The organism is Peribacillus sp. FW305-BF15, assembly GCF_058783805.1.
Map to the genome: position 1 here is coordinate 77,924 of NZ_JBYSYV010000002.1, position 18,669 is coordinate 96,592.

Below are 18,669 nucleotides of genomic sequence, written 5' to 3' on the forward strand. Positions count from 1 at the left end.
GGGTGGATTTTGACTGTTATCAAACTGTTATTTTCCATTAACTAAACTGTAAACAAGCTGTGATATGGTAGATACTCCAATGAAGTTCCAAGCCGGCAATCCTATAGTAGAGGAACGCCGGCTTTTTCATTCAAACCATAAATGAGGGTTAGAAAATATAACTGGCAGTTTCTTTATAGGAGGTAAGATTTCATGAAACGTGATCCGTATTTTGACAATGCGAAAGCTGTCTTAATCGTACTAGTTGTTTTGGGGCACACATTAGCTAGAATGGTGGAAGAAAACCAATGGATTTTAACTATTTATCTGTTTGTTTTTTCATTCCATATGCCAGCTTTTATTTTAGTATCCGGTTATTTTTCCAGGAAGATAAAAAGCAAAAAGGACCTCTGGGGGCTCATTAAGAAAATATTAATTCCCTATGTAATATTCCAGGTGATATATACCTTCTATTATCGGAAGGTATTTGATGAACCAATAGACTTCACAATATTGACTCCAAGATGGGCTTTATGGTTCTTAATAAGCTTATTCTGCTGGAATATATTATTGTTTGTATTTTCCTCCAGGAAATATGGAATCGCCCTTTCAATCATTGTCTCTCTAATAATCGGTTACTTTGGTGAAGTGAATGAATGGTTAAGTTTGTCGAGAACCTTCTTTTTCTTTCCTTTCTTTTTAATTGGTCATTTTTTAGAAAAAAATCATTTTGAATGGGTTAAAAAGAAAAGTAATGCCCTGATCGGCTGGGCTGTACTAGGGTTGATCTTTATAGGTATTTATTTCTATGGGGAAATGACTTGGAGGGAATGGTTTTATGGCCGCTTAGGTTATCAGGAATTAATGGAAGGCTCCATTGCCCTCGGTTTTATATATAAGTTACTCGTATATTTAATTATGGGAGCAGCAACTTACTGTTTTTTATGTATAGTTCCTAAAAAACAAACGTTTTTTACTGAAATAGGATCCATTACATTAGGTATTTATCTTTTTCATATGTTTTTCCTGGAATATGTTTACAACTCATTTATTTATGATTGGATCAAAGAAAGTGGCCAATACTATGTTTTATTAGTCATACCTGTAACCATAATATTTATATTATCAAGAAAACCGATAGTAAAAGTGGAATGTGCGTTAATAGGAATGAAAATGAAAACATAACAGAAATCTACCTATAAAGTAAATATCCCTTCAGTTTAAAGGTGTGAGTTAGGTTTTATCTAAATTTCAAAACAGAGTTGATTGGAGCGGGTGTTCGAGACTCCTGCGGGAAAAGCGCGTCAAGGGGAGACCCCACAGGCGCAAAAGCGCCGAGGAGGCTCCCGGACCGCCCGCGGAAAGCGAGTGCCTGGAGTGGAAATCGACTTGGTGTTTTAAAAGTAAAACTGCAGGCAGGGCTCATCTAAACCATGTTTAAGACTAGTTTATCCTTCATGTTTTTTCCTGTAATCCTTAATGGATGGAAGAAATATGCGACACTCCTGCCGAAAAACTGGCTAGCCGAGACCCCGGAGACGCTTGCGTCGAGGAGGCTTGGAGGCAGTCGGCGGAAAGGGAGCGGATTTCTGAAATCAACTGGAACTTTTAATCGAAAAAACTGCAGTCAAACTCGCTTTTCTTAGAGTTTCACTACAGCCAGAGCCCTTCCGTTTGAAGGGTTTTTTCATGAAAAGAAATTTCCAGGTATTAAGTGAGCTGCTAAAAAATCCGTTTAATGGGGATTAAATGGAGGCTCCACTAAAAGGGTTACAACCCTTTTAAAGTTATTTCAGGAAAGAAAATGAAGGTGATTGCCCGAAATGTTTCCAAAATTATTAAGGGGTAATTACTTTTGTATTTCACTTTCAATAAAACAACTTTAAACATTCAGATTTATTTTATTATAACTATATAAGATTTAACTATCATCAAAGGAGCGGCATATGAAAAAGTTTTTCATCATCTTCATTTTGGCTTTAATCCCTTTCGCCTCTACGAAGGTAAGTGCAGAATCTGACTTACCTCTCAATAGTGAAGCCGGGATCATTATTGATGCGAAAAGTGGAAAAGTATTATACGGAAAAAACATGGATAAACGTATGTATCCAGCCAGTCTAACGAAAGTGGCCACGGCGATATATGCTATAGAACACGGGGATAAGAACGAACTGGTGACTGTTAGCAAAAAAGCGGCGAAGGCAGACGGGTCTTCGGTATTTATTGAACCTGGGGAGGAAATAGAGCTTTCCAAATTAATTGCAGGCATGCTAATCAACTCCGGAAATGATGCAGCCATCGCAATTGCCGAGCATATGTCTGGCAGTGAAAAATTGTTCATGGAAGATTTGAATGAGTTTTTAAGAAAAGAAGTAAACGTTACCGATACTCATTTTACGAACCCCCATGGATTGTTTGACAAAGACCATGTAACTACGGCCAGTGACCTTGCGAAAATTACCCAATATGCAATGAAAAATGAAACATTCCGTGAGTATTTTGGGAAGAAGGAGTTACCATGGGAAGTGGAAACATGGGACACAACTCTGATTACCCATCATAAAATGTTAAAAGGCGAACTCCCCTATAAGGGAATAACCGGCGGGAAAACCGGTTTCGTAAGTCAATCCGGCTACACCCTGATTTCTACTGCAACTAGAGGAGAACAGGAATTGATTGCTGTCACTCTAAAAGCTCCTTCAGACAAAGTTGCCTACTCTGATACCAAGCTTTTATTCAACTATGGCTTTGAAAACTTTAAATCAGGAAAAATTGATAAAAAAAGCAAACTTTATTCAGCGGATTACTCTAATTCCTACACGCTGAACGAAGACATATACTATACTCATTTAATCAGTGATCAACCTAGTCTAAAAACGAGTAATGATGGAGTGCTTTCAATCATGAACCAAGAAGGGGAAGCAATCGACTCCTTTGACCTTAAAACGGTCGCTGATGTTAGGAACACAGTATTGCCTGCCCCGATTAAACAAGAAACAATCAATGATAAGCTAATTAAATTTTCTGTCCCATCTTTAGGGTTGGGAGGATTTTAAAACTTGTTCCTATACATACCCCAGTTTATAAAAATAAAAGTGTGCCCTTATCATCCATGAATGATAGGTGTACTCTTTTATTTTTATTGATGATCCGAGGACAGGAATATACTAATCGGACAGCACAAAGGTACCTGAATTGGAAATGGAGTATATGACCATAATAGTATTAAAAAAACTATTAGGGATGATTTCATGATGTATATCTATAATGATTATGGGGGTACACATACCACGTCTTTGGCTGCCGCCTATCATTTAAAACAATTACCTCAATCGGAAAGAAAACTAACTTCTGAAGAAATATTAAATGTGAAATATTTTAATAAATTAACGAAAAAGGAATTTGGAAAGCTGATTTTTCGCGGGATCGATGAAGATGGTAACTCCGTTTATACAATGGGACATAAAAGAGAGAAACTCGTTGTACCGGCATTAAAAGAATTGACTTTACTACTGGAGGAGAAATTTCACTTTAACGAAAAAATAGTATTCTCCAATACATCCCCTACTGTCCCTATTGCCATGTCTATAGGGGGATTTTTATCAAGAGCATTAAAAATTGATTTCATAGGTGTGCCATTATTAATTATAGGCACCAAACAATGCTGTGATAATATTTTTCGCTTGGTTGAAAACACGAAACAAATAGGAAAAGCAGCTAATGGGGAAAAAGTGATTATAATAGAAAATGAAAAATATAAGTAATCCTGTTAAAAACTTACTTAGCCCATCAAAATTCGTTTTTGAAAGTGCAGGCTGTCAACTGTATAGGGATACAAGTCAACAATTGATGTTGGCTTTTTTTGTTACGCTTCTGGATGGATTCATGCTATACAAGAGGTGGTGCTTGCACTTAATCGAACAATAAACCACCACCCGGAAGTGGAGGTTTATTAATGAATCGAGGAAATTACTGTTCTTGCAGGCTGTTTACAGAAACACTTTGTTTTTTATTTGGATCATCAAGGGGATGGATTGTAGCTGTTCCATTTTGTTCATCCACGTGCTCAATGTAGATACTTTCCTCATTATAGGTTACAGTAACCATATTTGGTGAAGAAGCAATTTCTTCTGCTCGTTGTGCGTTCATTTTAGCCACCTCCTTTGAATTTGCAACATGTTTAATATTTGTTCCGATTTACTTAGATATACTAGTTGTAATTAAAATTCTTCCAAGAATCCCTTACTTAACGAACTGGTGGGTGAGTTATTTGTATGGCAGTTTTTAAATGTTTCGATAACGCAGGATAGTTCAAGATAAAATCAGTTGATATAATTACAGAAAATTAAAAAAGTATAGGGGGATGTAAAATGAATAATGAAGGATTTTCGATTTCTACTAATAAAAAGTATCTAGATGTAGATGTAATACATGATTTTTTGAATCATGAAGCTTACTGGTCAAAGGGGATAACTAAGGAAACAGTAATAAAGTCAATTGAAAATACGACCTTATGTTTTGGGGTTTATAAGGGTGAAATAGGAAATGAAGGTTGTGATCAAGTTGGATTTGCAAGGGTAATAACCGATTTAGCAACCCATGCATATCTTTGCGATGTGTTTATATTACCTGACTATCGTAAATTAGGATTATCAAAATGGTTAATGGACGTTATCACCAACCATTCCGAACTAAAAGAGGTTCGCAGGTTTATGTTAGCCACGAATGATGCACATTCATTATATAAAAAATACGGTTTTAATGAGATTGATAAACCAGAGCTATTTATGCAAAAAGTCGGTAAAACCCCATTTCAACAATAAGTACTTTTAACACAAAGGGATTAGACCCTGCATAATCGTGCACAGAAAGTCGGATGTTTCATTTCAACTCCTGCTATTCTATTGATATAAGGGAGGTCATTGAATGGATTCGCTCAAAAATATGAATGGTGCCATTAAATTCATTGAAGAAAATCTTACGAACGAAATTGATTTTAAAGAAGTTGCAAGGCTCGCTTATTGCTCGGAATATCATTTTAAAAGGATGTTTTCCTTCCTTGCCGGTATTTCACTATCCGAGTATATCCGCCGAAGACGGCTTACACTTGCAGCGTTTGAGCTTAAAAATAGCAACATAAAGGTCATTGATATTGCGATAAAGTACGGGTACAGTTCACCAGACTCGTTTACAAGGGCGTTTCAGCATTTGCATGGTATCACGCCATCAGAAGCGAGAAGTAATGGCCATTCACTTAAAGCCTATCCACCGATGTCCTTCCAATTATCCATTAAAGGAGGCAGTGAAATGAACTATCGAATTGAAGAAAAAGAGGCATTTCACATAATTGGAATTAAAAAAAGGGTTCCAATCATTTTTAACGGGGTCAATCCAGAGATTGCATCTATGTGGAAAAGTTTAGACGAGAAAACGATAAATGAACTTAAAAACTTATCGAATGTCGAGCCATTAGGGCTGCTTAGTGCATCCGCGAACTTTTCCGAAGGCAGGTTGGAGGAAAAAGGGGAGCTTGATCATTATATCGGTGCAGCTACAACGAGGGAATGTCCAGATAACTTAACACAGCTGAATGTTGATGCGTCTACATGGGCGGTATTCGAAGCAGTCGGCCCCTTTCCTGAAACACTGCAAAATGTTTGGGGACGCATTTATTCCGAATGGTTTCCATCCTCTAACTATGAACAAAGAGAAGGGCCGGAAATCCTTTGGAATGAAAATAAAGACATAACCTCACCAACATTTAGAAGTGAAATATGGATCCCCGTTATAAAAAAGTAAGTTTACCAGGCGAAGAATTTATCGAAAAAGCTGTCTTCCGGCAGCTTTTGCTTATGGAGCAAACAGGGAAGGATAAGGGAATAAGAGCTGGGTATAATTTGCTTTAACGAGCTATAATGGTGGATAGAAAGTGCTAATATAAGGAGATTGGAAAATGCCTGTTATTGAGTATCAACAATTTATTAAAGCCCCAGTTGAATTATGTTTTGACCTAGCGAGGAGTGTGGATATCCATACCAAAACGACAGCGAACACTAAGGAAATGGCTGTTGATGGTGTGACAGAAGGGTTATTAGAGGAGGGAGATGCTGTTACTTGGGAAGCCATTCACTTTGGTATTAAACAAAGGCTGGAAGCCAAAGTGATACTAATGGAAAAACCAAATAAGTTTGTAGATATTATGGTGAAGGGTGCCTTCCATTCCTTCGTACACACACATCAGTTTAAAGAAGAACCAGGCGGAACTATAATGATGGATACATTTCAATATAAGTCACCGTTCGGTCCAATTGGGGTATTAGCTGATAAGTTGTTTTTAGAGAAGTATATGAGGGCATTTATCGTTTCTCGTGCAAAGGCACTGAAAAAGATTGCCGAGAATAGGTAATATCCTTGTTTAAGACTATACTCTGCTATCATGGGTTGCTGCGGCAGCCTTTTTATGTTCCCCTAGTACCAGGAGGAACTAATTCACTGATTAAGAATGAAGGAGTTGATGAATAATGAAATGATTTCCTGATGATGAAGATGGACAAGTGTTATAAATGCTTTATAGAACTAATGGGTGCTTAGCTGAAGTTCGGAGCTGTCTTTATAACCGGCACCCTAAAGATTAGTGAATGGCTCGGCTCAGCGGTACAACCGTGTTAGGCCCGCGGATACAACCGACCGTTAATTATAATTACGGATCAAATCGTTTGCTGCGATTAGATCTTTTCTTTTGTTTTTATAAGAATAACATAAACAGAACAAATGTTCCAGAGTTAATGTGTAAAATTATTACTTTTTTTCAAAAATAAATCTTTTAAAAGGATATAGTCGATTCTCTTGAAGATGAACGGACAGGATAGTTAAGCAGCAAGCGAATCATAAATCATATTTTCCAAGGTGGCGCAAAATGAGACTGACGATGGGTATGTATTTGTTTCGGAAATGTGATAAAGGGCAACCGAATGAGTACTCAAAACATGTGAGGTTGACATGACTCATCTTTTGGGAACAAAAAAAGTACTTTGATAATTAAGGTATCAAAGTACTTTTCATTTAACAAACTACCAATTCCATGACATATGACACCCAAAGTCAACATGGCATTTATTCTGCTTACAACAATGATCGTAATGCTCATTATCGCAGCGTTTTTTCTTCTTACAATCGCAATGCTCATTATCGCAGCGTTTTTTCTTCTTACAATCATAATGCTCATTATCGTAGCGTTTTTTCTTCTTACAATCGCAATGCTCATTATCGCAGCGTTTTTTCTTCTTACAATCGCAATGCTCATTATCGCAGCGTTTTTTCTTCTTACAATCGCAATGCTCATCATCGCAGCGTTTTTTCTTCTTACAATCGCAATGCTCATTGTCGCAGCGTTTTTTCTTTTTACAATCGCAATGCTCATCATCGCAGCGTTTTTTCTTCTTACAATCGCAATGCTCATCATCACAGCGTTTTTTCTTCTTACAGCAATCGTGCTTCTCATTATTGCAGCATTTTTCCTGCTTCCAACAATGATCGTGATGCTCATTGTCACAGCATTTCTCCTGCTTCCAACAATGATCGTGATGCTCATTGTCGCAGCATTTTTCCTGCTTCCAACAATGATCGTGATGCTCATTGTCGCAGCATTTCTCCTTCCAACAATGATCATGATGCTCATTATCACAGCATTTTTTCTTCCAACAATGATCGTGATGCTCATTATCGTAGTGTTTCTGCTTACAACAATCCTCGTGATAATACATGGAAATGTCACTCCTTTCTATCTTTTAAAATATGAATAAAGGCAAAGCCTCCTCTATTTAGAGAGGGCTTTGCTAGTCAAGATTAAAAACTAATCAACACCGTCATTTACGGAGCAGGAAGAGTATTAGTTGTTGGAGTAGTTGTAGTTTCACAACGACGTTCATTTACGTCGCAAATACCACCGTGTTTATCTACAATAACTTGTCGAGTCACTGTAATTGTAGTGCGTAGTACAATCTTGACTAAAATAGCATTGGCAGTAATAAGTCCTGTAGGGCCGATGACTGGAACGCCTGGTTGAGCAAAGATCCCTTCTATTGTTAATGGGGGTTCTACTACCATATCCTCAGGGCAGGCACCTGGAAAATCTGTATGCTCCTGGAATGGTAAACTAGTTGCAAGTGTGGCTGTTAAAACAGGAGCGGTTGTTCCTGGTGCCGTAAACGTTACCGTAACAGTTACAGGAATAAGCCCGATGTTAACAACTTTGTCCCTAATAATTGTCGTGTTACGGGTAATACCGGCTAGATTCGGTACAACAGATACTGATCTAATTGTGGATCCAGCTGGTATAACAGGAGTAAACGCGGTAAAAGGAAGTGTTGTTTCTGCAACCTTTTGTACCGCTTTTGAGCCTACAACTGAATTAACTAGGACACAGTCGCTGTTTAATGGTGCAGCGAGTTGGCGAGCCGGAGCTTTAAAATTGCAATCGCAAGCAGAATCGCAAGACCCACAAGATTTACATGAGTTATGTTCAAGCCTTGATCTTGATTTTTGGCCAAAACAGTCGCTATCGTTAAAACAAACAGAACCCCAGTTACTGTTTAATGGATTTTTATTACCTAAATTTCCCACAAAATCACAATCCTTTCTTGTAACACTTTTTTTTTCGAAAATGAAATGGAGTGTAGTATTGAACCATACTAAAGCACTGCCAAAAGTATTTTCGGAGTAGTTACAAAATATACTATTAATAAATTAAGGAAGTTGCTTGGACATGTTGCTTATATTTCCAGACAAACTGTAAATAGTTTATAGGGTTATAATTTAGCCTTAGAGGAAGTATGGAACGCGGTAAAGAAATGGATGAATCCAAAAGGGAGGCAAAAAGTTAAACATTGGAAAGCAGTGCCTACGAAAATACTGATAAACGCAAAAAGGGCTTGTTTGCTCGAATTTTTGGAAAGTGAACAAAGAAGTCCTAGGCTCGTGTTAAGGCATCTTTCCATTACCAAAGTTTAGATCTATGAGGTTTATAGAGGGAACTTCAACCGTTAACTTTTTAATAATGTTAAAAAATAGGCGTGTCTCAATGTGTATTTTACCGTTTTTCTAATCCGGCTGGGGTTGGTAAAGGGTAAAGTATGCCTATTTGTCTTCCGGAAAGGAGAAAGATCCCATGTTGGAAGGGTTGAAAAATTTTAGACTACAGCCAGTTCTTCAAAAGAAACTCTCGTTTTTCGGATGCCCCAATTTAGAATAGAACCATTTGAGCTGAAGATTAGACAAGATCCGCTAGAAAAGTTAATGCATAAAATTAGATTTTTTCATTAATTTTTTTGTTTAATTACCATTTATAGGAGGAAATAGTCTCGCAATATTAAAAAACAAAAATATCTTATTCAGAAGGAGGAGAACTTTAAGTCATCAAATTTCATTTTAGCTGTTCTCGCTGCCAAAAAAGGATCTGTTGTTGTCCCCTTGTTCATCAAGGGACCAAATGAGAAAAAGGAGTTCCAGCAGGACCACCAGGAACTACAGGGCCACAAGGACCATCAGGATCAGTATTAGACTTTGCGGGTTGTAGTCGTTGCCATGCGGACTTGGAGTTTAATTGGTAGGTAAAGTATGCCTTTTTTTTCTTCTGGAAAGGAAGAAAATCGATGTATGCGGCTGGAAGACTTACAGCACTTCTTCAAATGTGATACCCTCGTTTTTCGGATGCCCCAATTTAGAATAGAACCATTGAACTGAAGATTAGACAAGATCCGCATAGAAAAGTTAATGTATAAAATTAGATTTCTTCATTAATTTTTTGTTTAATTACCATTTATAGGACAAACAGTGGCGCAATATTAAAAAACAAAAATATATTATTTACTAAGGAGCGTGATTTTATGTCAAATAATTTTAATTTTTGCTGTCCTCGCTGTCACAATAGAATCTGTTGTTGTCCCCCACTTCATCAAGGGTCAAAAGGAGAAAAAGGAGATAATGGAGTTCCAGGAGCTAGAGGTCCACAAGGACCAGCAGGACCAGCAGGACCAGCAGGACCAGCAGGACCAGCAGGACCAGCAGGACCAGCAGGACCAGCAGGACCTCCAGGAGCACCGGGAGCACCGGGAGCACCGGGAGCACCAGGAGCTGGTGCGATCATTCCATTCGCATCCGGTATTACTCCTGCAGCATTAACTATTGTTGCAGGTGGACTCGTTGGTACTTCAAGTGCTATTGGGTTTGGAACTGCTATTCCTGGTCTTACTATTCTTGGAGGCACAATAGACCTAACAGGCCTTCTTAATGAGGCATTTACGGTTCCGCGTGCTGGAACCATTACCTCGATAGCTGCAACCTTCAGCACTACAGTTGGATTAACTCTTCCTGTTGGTACAGCAACGATCACAGCACAATTATTTCGAGCACCGGCAGGAAGTAACATTTTCACTGCAATTCCAGGTGCTACTGTAGTATTAGCTCCACCTCTCACAGGTATAGTTTCTATTGGTACTATTAGTCAAGGGATTACTGCAGGATTGGCAATACCAGTAAGTCCGGGAGAGCGTCTAATGATGGTTTTCTCTGTAGCAGGCACTGGAATTACTCTTGCTACTGCCGTGGTTGGTGCTGCCAGTGCGGGGGTTGCAATCAGTTAATTTCGCTGCATTACCATTAGTCGAAACTCTCTAGCACAAAGAACGGTAGTTCACTAGGTAAGACTGAATTACCGTTCTAGTGCTGTAATTTGCGGTAAATGGCTTTAAAATGCTTAATTATCTGGACTTTACTAGTCTCGCAAGTTAATTCAAGTAAATAAAACTTAATGCGGACAAATAAAAAGGCCACTTCCTTATTAAGGTAGACGCCTTTAACGGAAATGACTGATTGAATTGCAACCGTTAACTTTGCAGAGAAGAAGGGGACACTTTAAATGGTGTTTCCTTTTTTTATTGGATTACGTAAGGAAAAAAGGCAGCCATTACAAAAAAAATCCTGCAATTAAACCCAATCGGTGCATATCAGTTGTGAATTTTAATAGTACTTACACAAATATATAAAGAAATAAAAGTGACCAATAGCATAGAACATTGAGCTGCTTGAAAAGGATAAAAGAGAGTAATTTCTTTTTATCCTTTTTTTCATTTTTTTGTTTTTTGGTTAGGTCAATAAGAAGCCGAATATTCATCTAGTGCAAAAAAGATTATGGAGCATATAACCGCAAAGATAAAGAAACCTCCCGGGTCAATTAAGTATGTAGCCAATCCGAAACCAATATGTATGAATCCAGATAACCAGAAACGTATATTGGAAAACTTCATTGAGATGAATTCAGAAATTAGTGATACTGGTAAACCATAAAAGAAATTCCCAATCAAACTATAAAAAAGCACAACCATAATGATCAGGAAATCTCCATCTAATTTAAAGGATGGTTCTTCAAAAAACGAGACTAGAAATAAACCAATTGTAAAGGTCACTGATGAGTAGAAGGCCACTTTAATTTTTCTGAATTTGTCTTTAAACAGAGATTTCCTAATGACAGGAAATACGAACGCAATCGTTATAAAAGCGATTAACGTTTTAATTATTATTGGAGTAGTTGAAACAAGTATGATTGTCAACAGAACAGCCATGGAAAAAACAAGAATATAAGAATTTCCTTTTATCATAAATACCTCGGACCTTTTTAGCTTCATTGTACAATAAGCTTGAATTAGTGAGAATTGGATGTCGCAAACAATCATTAATTTCAATGAGTAAATAAGGTGTCAGGCGGAGCTGCATGAAATCTCCAAACGGTAAAAATAGGCGCTGATAAACTGTTGATTTTAGGTCGTGCGGGTGGTTGAAAAAAGTTTCTGGTGATTTTTGTGTCATTATCCTATTTAGAACATAAGTTGAATTAACCCATTTAATTTCTTCCTCCTAAAACAAATAAGGAGATGTTTCTATTGTCAAATTGTGGTCATGATTCAAATTGCGGTTGCGGTAACGATGTTGGTGGATTTGGTGGCGGTTTCGCTTTTATAGTCGTATTGTTTATCCTCTTAATCATCGTTGGAGCTGCTTGTTTCGGCGGCGGCGATAGAGGAAACGATTGTTATCCCGTTCAAGGATATGGCGGTTTCTGCTAACAAATGCATAAAGAAAAGCCGACCTTTATTGGTCGGCTTCCTTTATGCAAACTATTTTAATTATCGCGAAGTAAGCTTTATGACTGATTTGATAATCATATCCCAGTCGTGACTATGAATTTCATGCCCTGATCCATCAAGAGTCACTAATTCAGCTTGAGGGATGGCTTTCGCAAGAGCAAGTCCGTGCTCGTATGGCAAGGCTGGATCTTCTGTGCCGTGGATGATGAGGACAGGTATGGAAATCTCACCCATTCGATCGAAATATTCGTCTCCTCCAGCAAGCATGGCATGATTGAATCTGCTCGGTAGCTGCTTGGCACGGTCTGCTTCTCTTTTTGCCAGTTTATGCATTCTTTCCTGCTCATAGGGTTTGGAACCGGCTAAAGTTTTCCATCCATCCGCAAGATAAGCGATGACCGTCTCCCGATTTGACCAATCAATGGAAGCGCTTTTTGCATGATGATCCAATATGCTCTGGTCCATTGGAGGCAGTTTTTCCATTACAGTCCCGAACACGCTTGAAGCAATTAGCGTAAGCGTATTTACGCGTTCCGGATATCTTAAGGCAAGAATCTGACCGATCATACCGCCTAGGGACATCCCAACGATAGAAGCACGTTCTATGGAATAAGCGTCCAGGACACCCGCGGCATCGTCAGCCAAATCCGTTATTGTATAGTTGGAGGTACCGGGTTCATAAACGGTAGACCGTCCCAAATCCCGATGGTCGTAGCGAATCACAAATCTCCCCGAATCGGCAAGGCGGAGACAGAAATCATCATCCCACCAATCTAATGAAGACATCGCTCCCATGATCAAAAGCACGGCAGGGTCCTTAGGGTTTCCAAAACTTTCAGTACATATATCGACTTTATTGATTTTCAGTATCTGTTCACTCATGTTTTTTACCTCCGTATTAAATATTATCCAATAGCCGTTACGATGGCGCAGATCAATATATTCTTTCCGGAGCATGATGATTGGCCTGCGCTTTTCATTATCGCAGTCTAACCCACTTAATAATCATGACGCGGCCTCCTTTTAATAGTTGTAAAATGGGAGGTATCCCTATATTACTTTAACATGGGGGATATCTTTTCGTCACCAAATTTCCCCATATTTCCATACAGAAAACCCCGAATACAGAGCACTATTTGGTGCCGTTTATTCGGGGTTTTTAACATGCATTTTATTGGGCGGTATATCCGCCATCTAATACGACTGCCTGGCCTGTGATGCCCCGGGCTTTGTCGCTTGCAAGGAAAATGGCGTAGTCGGCTATTTCACTTACATCGAGTAAGCGGTTTTGTGGGACAAGTGGATAGATGACCTCTTCCAAAACGCTTTCTAACGGTACCTGTCTTGTTTTTGCCAGGTCCTCCAATTGACCGCGGACGAGAGGCGTGTCTACGTATCCTGGGCAAAGGGCATTGACGGTTATGCCAAAAGAGGCGCTTTCCAGGGCAGCGACTTTCGTCAAGCCGATTACACCGTGTTTGGCACTATTGTATGCGGCTTTGTTGGCGAATCCAATCAGGCCGTTAATGGAAGAGATGTTGATGATTCTGCCGAAGCCTTGTTCTTTCATGATTGGCAAAACGTTCTTAATTGAAATGAATGGCGCGGTCAGCATGATTTTGATCATCAGTTCGAATTTTTCAGTTGGAAACTCTTCAATTGGTGCAACATGCTGAAGGCCGGCGTTATTGATGAAAATATCGATTCGTCCATATTTGTCTTTAGCTTGTTTGATTAGTTGGATAATATCCTCTTCACTTGTTACGTCAGCTTTTAAGCCGATAACCTCCAAGCCGTTGTTCCTTAGGTCCAGAGCAGCTTTTTCAACTGTGTTTTGATCAAGGTCGGACAAAACGACCTTTGCTCCATTTTCAGCAAATATCTTTCCGATCTCAAAGCCGATTCCTCTAGCAGATCCGGTAATTATCGCCACTTTATCTTTAACCATATTACATTCCTCCAATAAAAAATGTAATGGTCCAAGTCTGTCATTTTATGTCGTGAACAGGGAAGTATTCCGTAGAGTAAACTCTTGGAAATATAAAGGGAAGGTTATAAAAAATATGGTTTAGGTTAATGAGTAAGAGTCTATCATGATTTTCAAGATAAAAAAAGAATTTTATTTCCCCTTATCATTGGCATGGATATTGCATATATAAAAAGGTGAGTAAATAAAGGTAATTGAAACGGAAAGGGGAAGCTGGATGATTAAAAAAATAGCCATTATCGGTTCAGGTGTAATGGGTAGTGGGATCGCTCAGTCTTTTGCAGTTAGCGGGTATTTCGTCACCATTAACGATATAAAGGAAGAGCTGCTATACCATGCCCAAAATCGAATTTCTGAGAATCTATTATTGCTCATCGAGGAAGGGGCTTTGACTGATCGGGAAGAGCAAGGTGCATTAGCGAATATTACATACAGCGTGGACTTGGAAGGGGCAGTAAGGGATGCTGATTTTATCATTGAGGCGATTCCGGAAGTCATCGAGCTGAAATTAAATCTATATCAGCAACTGGAGGAAATAATCAAACCGGATGCCATTGTTGCTTCAAATACATCGACCTTTCCGATTTCCCAATTGATGGAGAAGGCCTCGTTTGCGGAGCGAATGGTCATCACGCATTTCTTTAATCCTGGCCATTTGGTTCCATTGGTTGAAATTGTTCAGCATGACGAAACGAAGCCGGAAATCGTCAAGACAACCATGGATTTAATGCGTAAAATCGGCAAGTCTCCGATTCTCTTGAAAAAAGAAATAGCAGGGTTCATTGCCAATCGTCTCCAGACTGCCTTGATGCGTGAAGCCTTTTATCTATTAAAAGAGGGCGTTGCCGATGCCGAGGATATCGATACGGCGATAACGGCTGGACCAGGTTTTCGCTGGGCATTTACCGGGCCGATCGAGATTGCCGATTTTGGCGGACTTGATACATGGCAGCGTGTTTTCGATAATGTTTCACCGGTATTGGACCAGAGTAAGGAAGCTCCTGATTTGATTCGTGATTTGGTGGCTGAGGGAAAGCTTGGGACGAAGTCGGGAGAAGGCATTTTTACGTATGAAGAATCTACCGTTTCTCAAAAAGTCAATGAGAGGGACCGTAATTTTATTAAACTGGGAAAATTAAAAATGGAGAAGGAGGAAGTATTATGAGAGAAGTGGTGATTGTAGGGGCAGCAAGAACACCGGTTGGTGCGTTTGGAGGCAGTCTTGCCAATGTTTCGGCGGTTGACTTGGGAGTCGTGGCAGCTAAGGAAGCGATTAAGCGGGCAAATATTTCGGCTGACATGATCGATGAGGTATTGGTTGGGAATATTCTATCTGCTGGATTAGGGCAAAATGTGGCACGTCAGGTTGCGATTCATGCAGGGATTCCGGAAACAACGCCGGCCATGGCCATTAATAAACTTTGCGGATCTGGCCTCCGTACGGTCATAATGGGAGCGCAATTCATTGCCCTTGGTGATGCTGATGTGATTCTTGCCGGGGGGATTGAAAGCATGAGCAATGCTCCATATTTACTTCCCAATTATCGTTTTGGACAGAAAATGGGTAATGCCGAAGCAGTCGATTCCATGACATATGACGCCTTAACGGATGTATTTAATCAATATCATATGGGCGTGACTGCGGAGAATATCGCCGAGCAGTGGGGGATCAGCCGTGAAAAGCAGGATGAATTTGCTTTAGAAAGCCAAATGAAGGCTGAAAAGGCACAGCTTGAGGGACGATTTGCAGATGAAATCGTACCTGTTGAATATAAACGCAGAGGAAAGACAATCTTGGTGGACCAAGATGAACACCCGCGTCATGGGCTGACGATCGACCAGCTAGCGAAGCTGCGTCCTGCTTTTAAGGAAAATGGAACGGTTACGGCAGGAAATGCCTCCGGAATCAATGATGGGGGTGCGATGTTAGTCCTGATGTCTAAAGAAAAAGCGGACGAGCTGGGACTGGAAGCATTAGCGACAATTAAGTCATATGCAAACGCTGCGCTTGATCCGAAAATCATGGGATACGGTCCTGTGCCTGCGACAAGGAAAGCTTTGGCAAAAGTGGGATTGACAATAGATGAAATTGATTTGATGGAAGTGAATGAAGCCTTTGCGGCACAGTCACTCGCCGTGCTTAAGGACCTTGAACTGAAGCCGGAGAAAGTGAATGTGAATGGCGGGGCGATTGCCCTGGGTCATCCGGTAGGCGCTTCCGGTGCCCGCATCTTAGTGACTTTATTGTATGAAATGAAGCGCCGGGATGCAAAAACAGGCCTTGCCACCTTATGTATCGGCGGCGGACAGGGAACTGCGCTGATTGTGGAACGGTAATGACTTGGCCTCATTTTCCTATGATATAATGGAGGAAACTTCAGACGGGTTAAGGAGAAGAGGAATGGCCAGCGATAATGAAACTATTCAATTGGGATTAGTGAAAGCGATATTGGAAGAATTGCCTTTTGGTGTTTTGGTAACGAAAAACGAAAAAGAAATCGTTCTATGCAATCGCGTATTATCCGAGGCTTTTGCTGGGAATCAATTTGATCGGCAAATACATTTGATTTTAGAAAAAAACCTTGTACCAGCTGTAAATACTCCGATCCGCTTGAATGATAATAATGGGATTGTCAGAAAAGCCATCATTCAAATGGGGGATGAGTATCAGATTTACCTCCTGTTATTTACAAATAATAAAAGTGATTTTCTTAATATCGATAATCATGAAGAAATTCTGTTTAAGGATATTATCGAGTTTGCCTATGACGGCTTGGTGATGGTCGATACGGAAGGGTATGTCCAAATGCTGAGCCATGCTTATGCGGATTTTCTTGGGGTCGATCAGGAAAGCTCCATAGGGAAACATGTAACGGAGGTCATTGAAAACACCCGTATGCATGTGGTCGCCAAAACTGGCAAGCAAGAGGTCGCTGAATTACAAAAAATTAAAGATAATTATATAATTGCGACCCGTTCCCCGATAAGGAAACAAGGCAAGTTAATAGGGGCGGTCGGGAAGATTCTTTTTAAGAATGTCGGGCAATTCACCGCTCTTTCCAAGCGGATAAATTCTCTTGAAGTAGAGCTGAAAAAGTACAAAGGCGATTTTCGCGAGAGAAATAAGGCCTCATATACGTTTGATCATTTGATGGGAAGAAGCCCAGCTTTCATGGAAGTGAAAGGTCAGGCCAAAATTGCCGCTAAAAGCGACTCGAATGTATTGATTTTGGGTGAAAGCGGAACAGGTAAGGAGCTGTTTGCCCATTCCATTCATAATGACAGCAGACGGGCCATGGGTGTGTTTGTCAAAGTGAACTGTGCTGCCATCCCGGCAGAGCTGCTGGAGTCAGAGCTATTTGGCTATGAAGAGGGATCCTTCACTGGTGCAAAAAAAGGCGGAAAAGCAGGTAAATTCGAAGCGGCTGAAGGCGGTACGATTTTTCTGGATGAAATCGGTGAGCTGCCACTGCATATGCAGGTGAAGCTGCTCCGTGTTTTACAAGAGAAAGAGATTGAGAGGGTCGGTTCGACGGGAAGTATTCCGATTGATGTACGGGTAATCGCTGCAACGAACCGTAATCTGGAGGAAATGGTCTCGAAAGGGGAGTTTCGGCTGGATATGTATTACCGATTGAAGGTCCTGCAAATCCATGTTCCTTCCTTAAGGGAGCGACCGGAGGACATTGAAATACTGGTAAATCATTTTGTTGAAAAGTACCAGAACCTCATGAAAAAACGCGTAACGGGGATGAGCGATCAAGCATTGCGCCTGCTTCGTCTTTATAAATGGCCGGGGAATATTCGCGAGTTGGAGAATATCATTGAACGCGCAATGAATATAGTTGAAGAAGGGGAAATGATACGTTCCAAGCATCTCCCTAAAGAAATAACGGGTCATAAAGAAGCCGTCTCGATCCGCACCTTGGCTGAAGTAATGGATGAAACCGAACGGGCGGCGATCGTTTCCTGTTTGGAAATGACTTCTGGCAATAAATCAGAAACGGCAAAGAGACTCGGAGTGAGCCGAACAACACTGTATGAAAAAATGAATAAATATGGTTTATGATTGAAGAAAGGGCCCTTTTGCCAAAGGGTTCAGACTGCAGGCAAATTCGAAGGAAATCGAGTTTGCCTGCAGTTTTTTTATTTTTAAAACGTGCAAGAGATGCTTTCAGAAGTCCGCTCCCTTTCCGCCGAATGTAAGCGAATGCCTGAATCCCCCTCCCCAAGCTTTTACTAGCAAATATTTGCGTGTGTTAGGAAATCCGTACATAAAACGAAAGGGAATTTAAAAGTTGTAAGAAAAGTCTTACACTTTTTTGGAGTTTATCTTTGTATGTACTGAAACCTTTACAGTTTTAAGGGATTTTAGGGAAGGAAATGTTTGAAAAAGCTTTAAAAGATGAGATTTTTCCTTGTATTTAAGTTGGCACAATAATTGCATAATTACTTTAGTGAATGGCCTATCTGTCATTTTATATTGTGTTTCCACGTAAAATGAAAAGGGATTATTGAAAGCGTTCTCAATGTTTAGGGGATATTTAGGGGGATCATTCAGCT

General features: G+C 39.9%; 17 protein-coding genes. 11 read left to right on the forward strand and 6 right to left on the reverse strand.

Annotation, left to right across the window (positions count from 1 at the left end; genetic code table 11):
• Nucleotides 1–192: 192 nt before the first annotated feature.
• The 3 genes from AC3WLU_RS02000 to AC3WLU_RS02010 all read left to right on the forward strand — a co-directional run bounded on the left by AC3WLU_RS02000 (nt 193) and on the right by AC3WLU_RS02010 (nt 3,743).
• A complete protein-coding gene (locus AC3WLU_RS02000) occupies nt 193–1,164 on the forward strand; it encodes an acyltransferase family protein (protein WP_440970044.1) in 972 nt (323 codons plus the stop codon).
• A gap of 761 nt (nt 1,165–1,925) precedes the next feature.
• Nucleotides 1,926–3,035 carry a D-alanyl-D-alanine carboxypeptidase family protein gene (locus AC3WLU_RS02005; protein WP_063575301.1) on the forward strand — a complete coding sequence of 370 codons (1,110 nt, stop codon included), beginning with the start codon at nt 1,926–1,928 and terminating at the stop codon, nt 3,033–3,035.
• 195 nt (nt 3,036–3,230) lie between these two features.
• A complete protein-coding gene (locus AC3WLU_RS02010; protein ID WP_063575302.1) occupies nt 3,231–3,743 on the forward strand; it encodes a DUF3189 family protein in 513 nt (170 codons plus the stop codon).
• A gap of 205 nt (nt 3,744–3,948) precedes the next feature.
• Here the strand turns inward: AC3WLU_RS02010 and AC3WLU_RS02015 are convergent, their stop codons facing one another.
• On the reverse strand, nt 3,949–4,128 hold the full coding sequence (locus AC3WLU_RS02015) for a small acid-soluble spore protein H (protein ID WP_057276935.1): 180 nt from the start codon (nt 4,126–4,128) through the stop codon (nt 3,949–3,951).
• Between the two features lie 221 nt (nt 4,129–4,349).
• Here AC3WLU_RS02015 and AC3WLU_RS02020 point away from each other — a divergent pair, with 221 nt between their 5' ends.
• From AC3WLU_RS02020 to AC3WLU_RS02030, 3 genes are all read left to right on the forward strand, one after another.
• Nucleotides 4,350–4,802, forward strand: a complete 453-nt coding sequence (locus AC3WLU_RS02020; protein ID WP_492596715.1) for a GNAT family N-acetyltransferase — start codon at nt 4,350–4,352, stop codon at nt 4,800–4,802.
• 103 nt (nt 4,803–4,905) lie between these two features.
• A complete protein-coding gene (locus AC3WLU_RS02025; protein WP_492596716.1) occupies nt 4,906–5,778 on the forward strand; it encodes an AraC family transcriptional regulator in 873 nt (290 codons plus the stop codon).
• Between the two features lie 154 nt (nt 5,779–5,932).
• Complete coding sequence (locus AC3WLU_RS02030; protein WP_095679101.1) at nt 5,933–6,385, forward strand: SRPBCC family protein; 453 nt, start codon at nt 5,933–5,935, stop codon at nt 6,383–6,385.
• 573 nt (nt 6,386–6,958) lie between these two features.
• Here the strand turns inward: AC3WLU_RS02030 and AC3WLU_RS02035 are convergent.
• Together AC3WLU_RS02035 and AC3WLU_RS02040 are read right to left on the reverse strand one after the other, a co-directional pair.
• Complete coding sequence (locus tag AC3WLU_RS02035) at nt 6,959–7,753, reverse strand: hypothetical protein (RefSeq protein ID WP_492596717.1); 795 nt, start codon at nt 7,751–7,753, stop codon at nt 6,959–6,961.
• Nucleotides 7,754–7,848: 95 nt separating this feature from the next.
• Nucleotides 7,849–8,601 (reverse strand): hypothetical protein, encoded by a 753-nt coding sequence (locus AC3WLU_RS02040; protein WP_492596718.1) that lies wholly within the window; start codon nt 8,599–8,601, stop codon nt 7,849–7,851.
• Nucleotides 8,602–9,863: 1,262 nt separating this feature from the next.
• Between AC3WLU_RS02040 and AC3WLU_RS02045 the strand changes: the two genes are divergently transcribed.
• Nucleotides 9,864–10,619 (forward strand): exosporium glycoprotein BclB-related protein, encoded by a 756-nt coding sequence (locus AC3WLU_RS02045; protein ID WP_492596719.1) that lies wholly within the window; start codon nt 9,864–9,866, stop codon nt 10,617–10,619.
• A 507-nt stretch (nt 10,620–11,126) separates the two neighbouring features.
• On the opposite strand, the gene AC3WLU_RS02050 is transcribed toward AC3WLU_RS02045, so the two are convergent.
• On the reverse strand, nt 11,127–11,633 hold the full coding sequence (locus tag AC3WLU_RS02050) for a hypothetical protein (protein WP_492596720.1): 507 nt from the start codon (nt 11,631–11,633) through the stop codon (nt 11,127–11,129).
• 282 nt (nt 11,634–11,915) lie between these two features.
• On the opposite strand from AC3WLU_RS02050, the gene AC3WLU_RS02055 reads away from it, so the two are divergent.
• Complete coding sequence (locus tag AC3WLU_RS02055; protein WP_283929153.1) at nt 11,916–12,098, forward strand: YjcZ family sporulation protein; 183 nt, start codon at nt 11,916–11,918, stop codon at nt 12,096–12,098.
• 60 nt (nt 12,099–12,158) lie between these two features.
• Here the strand turns inward: AC3WLU_RS02055 and mleCBF are convergent, their stop codons facing one another.
• Nucleotides 12,159–13,001 (reverse strand): CBF family alpha/beta fold macrolide esterase, encoded by an 843-nt coding sequence (gene mleCBF / locus AC3WLU_RS02060; RefSeq protein ID WP_492596721.1) that lies wholly within the window; start codon nt 12,999–13,001, stop codon nt 12,159–12,161.
• A gap of 289 nt (nt 13,002–13,290) precedes the next feature.
• Entirely contained in the window at nt 13,291–14,067 is a 777-nt protein-coding gene (locus AC3WLU_RS02065; protein WP_034309729.1) for a 3-hydroxybutyrate dehydrogenase, read from the reverse strand.
• Nucleotides 14,068–14,323: 256 nt separating this feature from the next.
• Here AC3WLU_RS02065 and AC3WLU_RS02070 point away from each other — a divergent pair, with 256 nt between their 5' ends.
• The 3 genes from AC3WLU_RS02070 (at nt 14,324) to AC3WLU_RS02080 (ending at nt 18,175) form a co-directional block, all read left to right on the forward strand.
• Nucleotides 14,324–15,271: a 3-hydroxyacyl-CoA dehydrogenase family protein gene (locus tag AC3WLU_RS02070; protein WP_492596722.1), complete on the forward strand. Its 948-nt coding sequence runs from the start codon at nt 14,324–14,326 to the stop codon at nt 15,269–15,271.
• Nucleotides 15,268–16,443, forward strand: a complete 1,176-nt coding sequence (locus AC3WLU_RS02075; protein WP_413004747.1) for an acetyl-CoA C-acetyltransferase — start codon at nt 15,268–15,270, stop codon at nt 16,441–16,443. Before AC3WLU_RS02070 ends, AC3WLU_RS02075 begins: the two co-directional genes overlap by 4 nt.
• A gap of 64 nt (nt 16,444–16,507) precedes the next feature.
• A complete protein-coding gene (locus tag AC3WLU_RS02080; RefSeq protein ID WP_492596723.1) occupies nt 16,508–18,175 on the forward strand; it encodes a sigma-54 interaction domain-containing protein in 1,668 nt (555 codons plus the stop codon).
• The last annotated feature ends 494 nt before the right edge of the window (nt 18,176–18,669 follow it).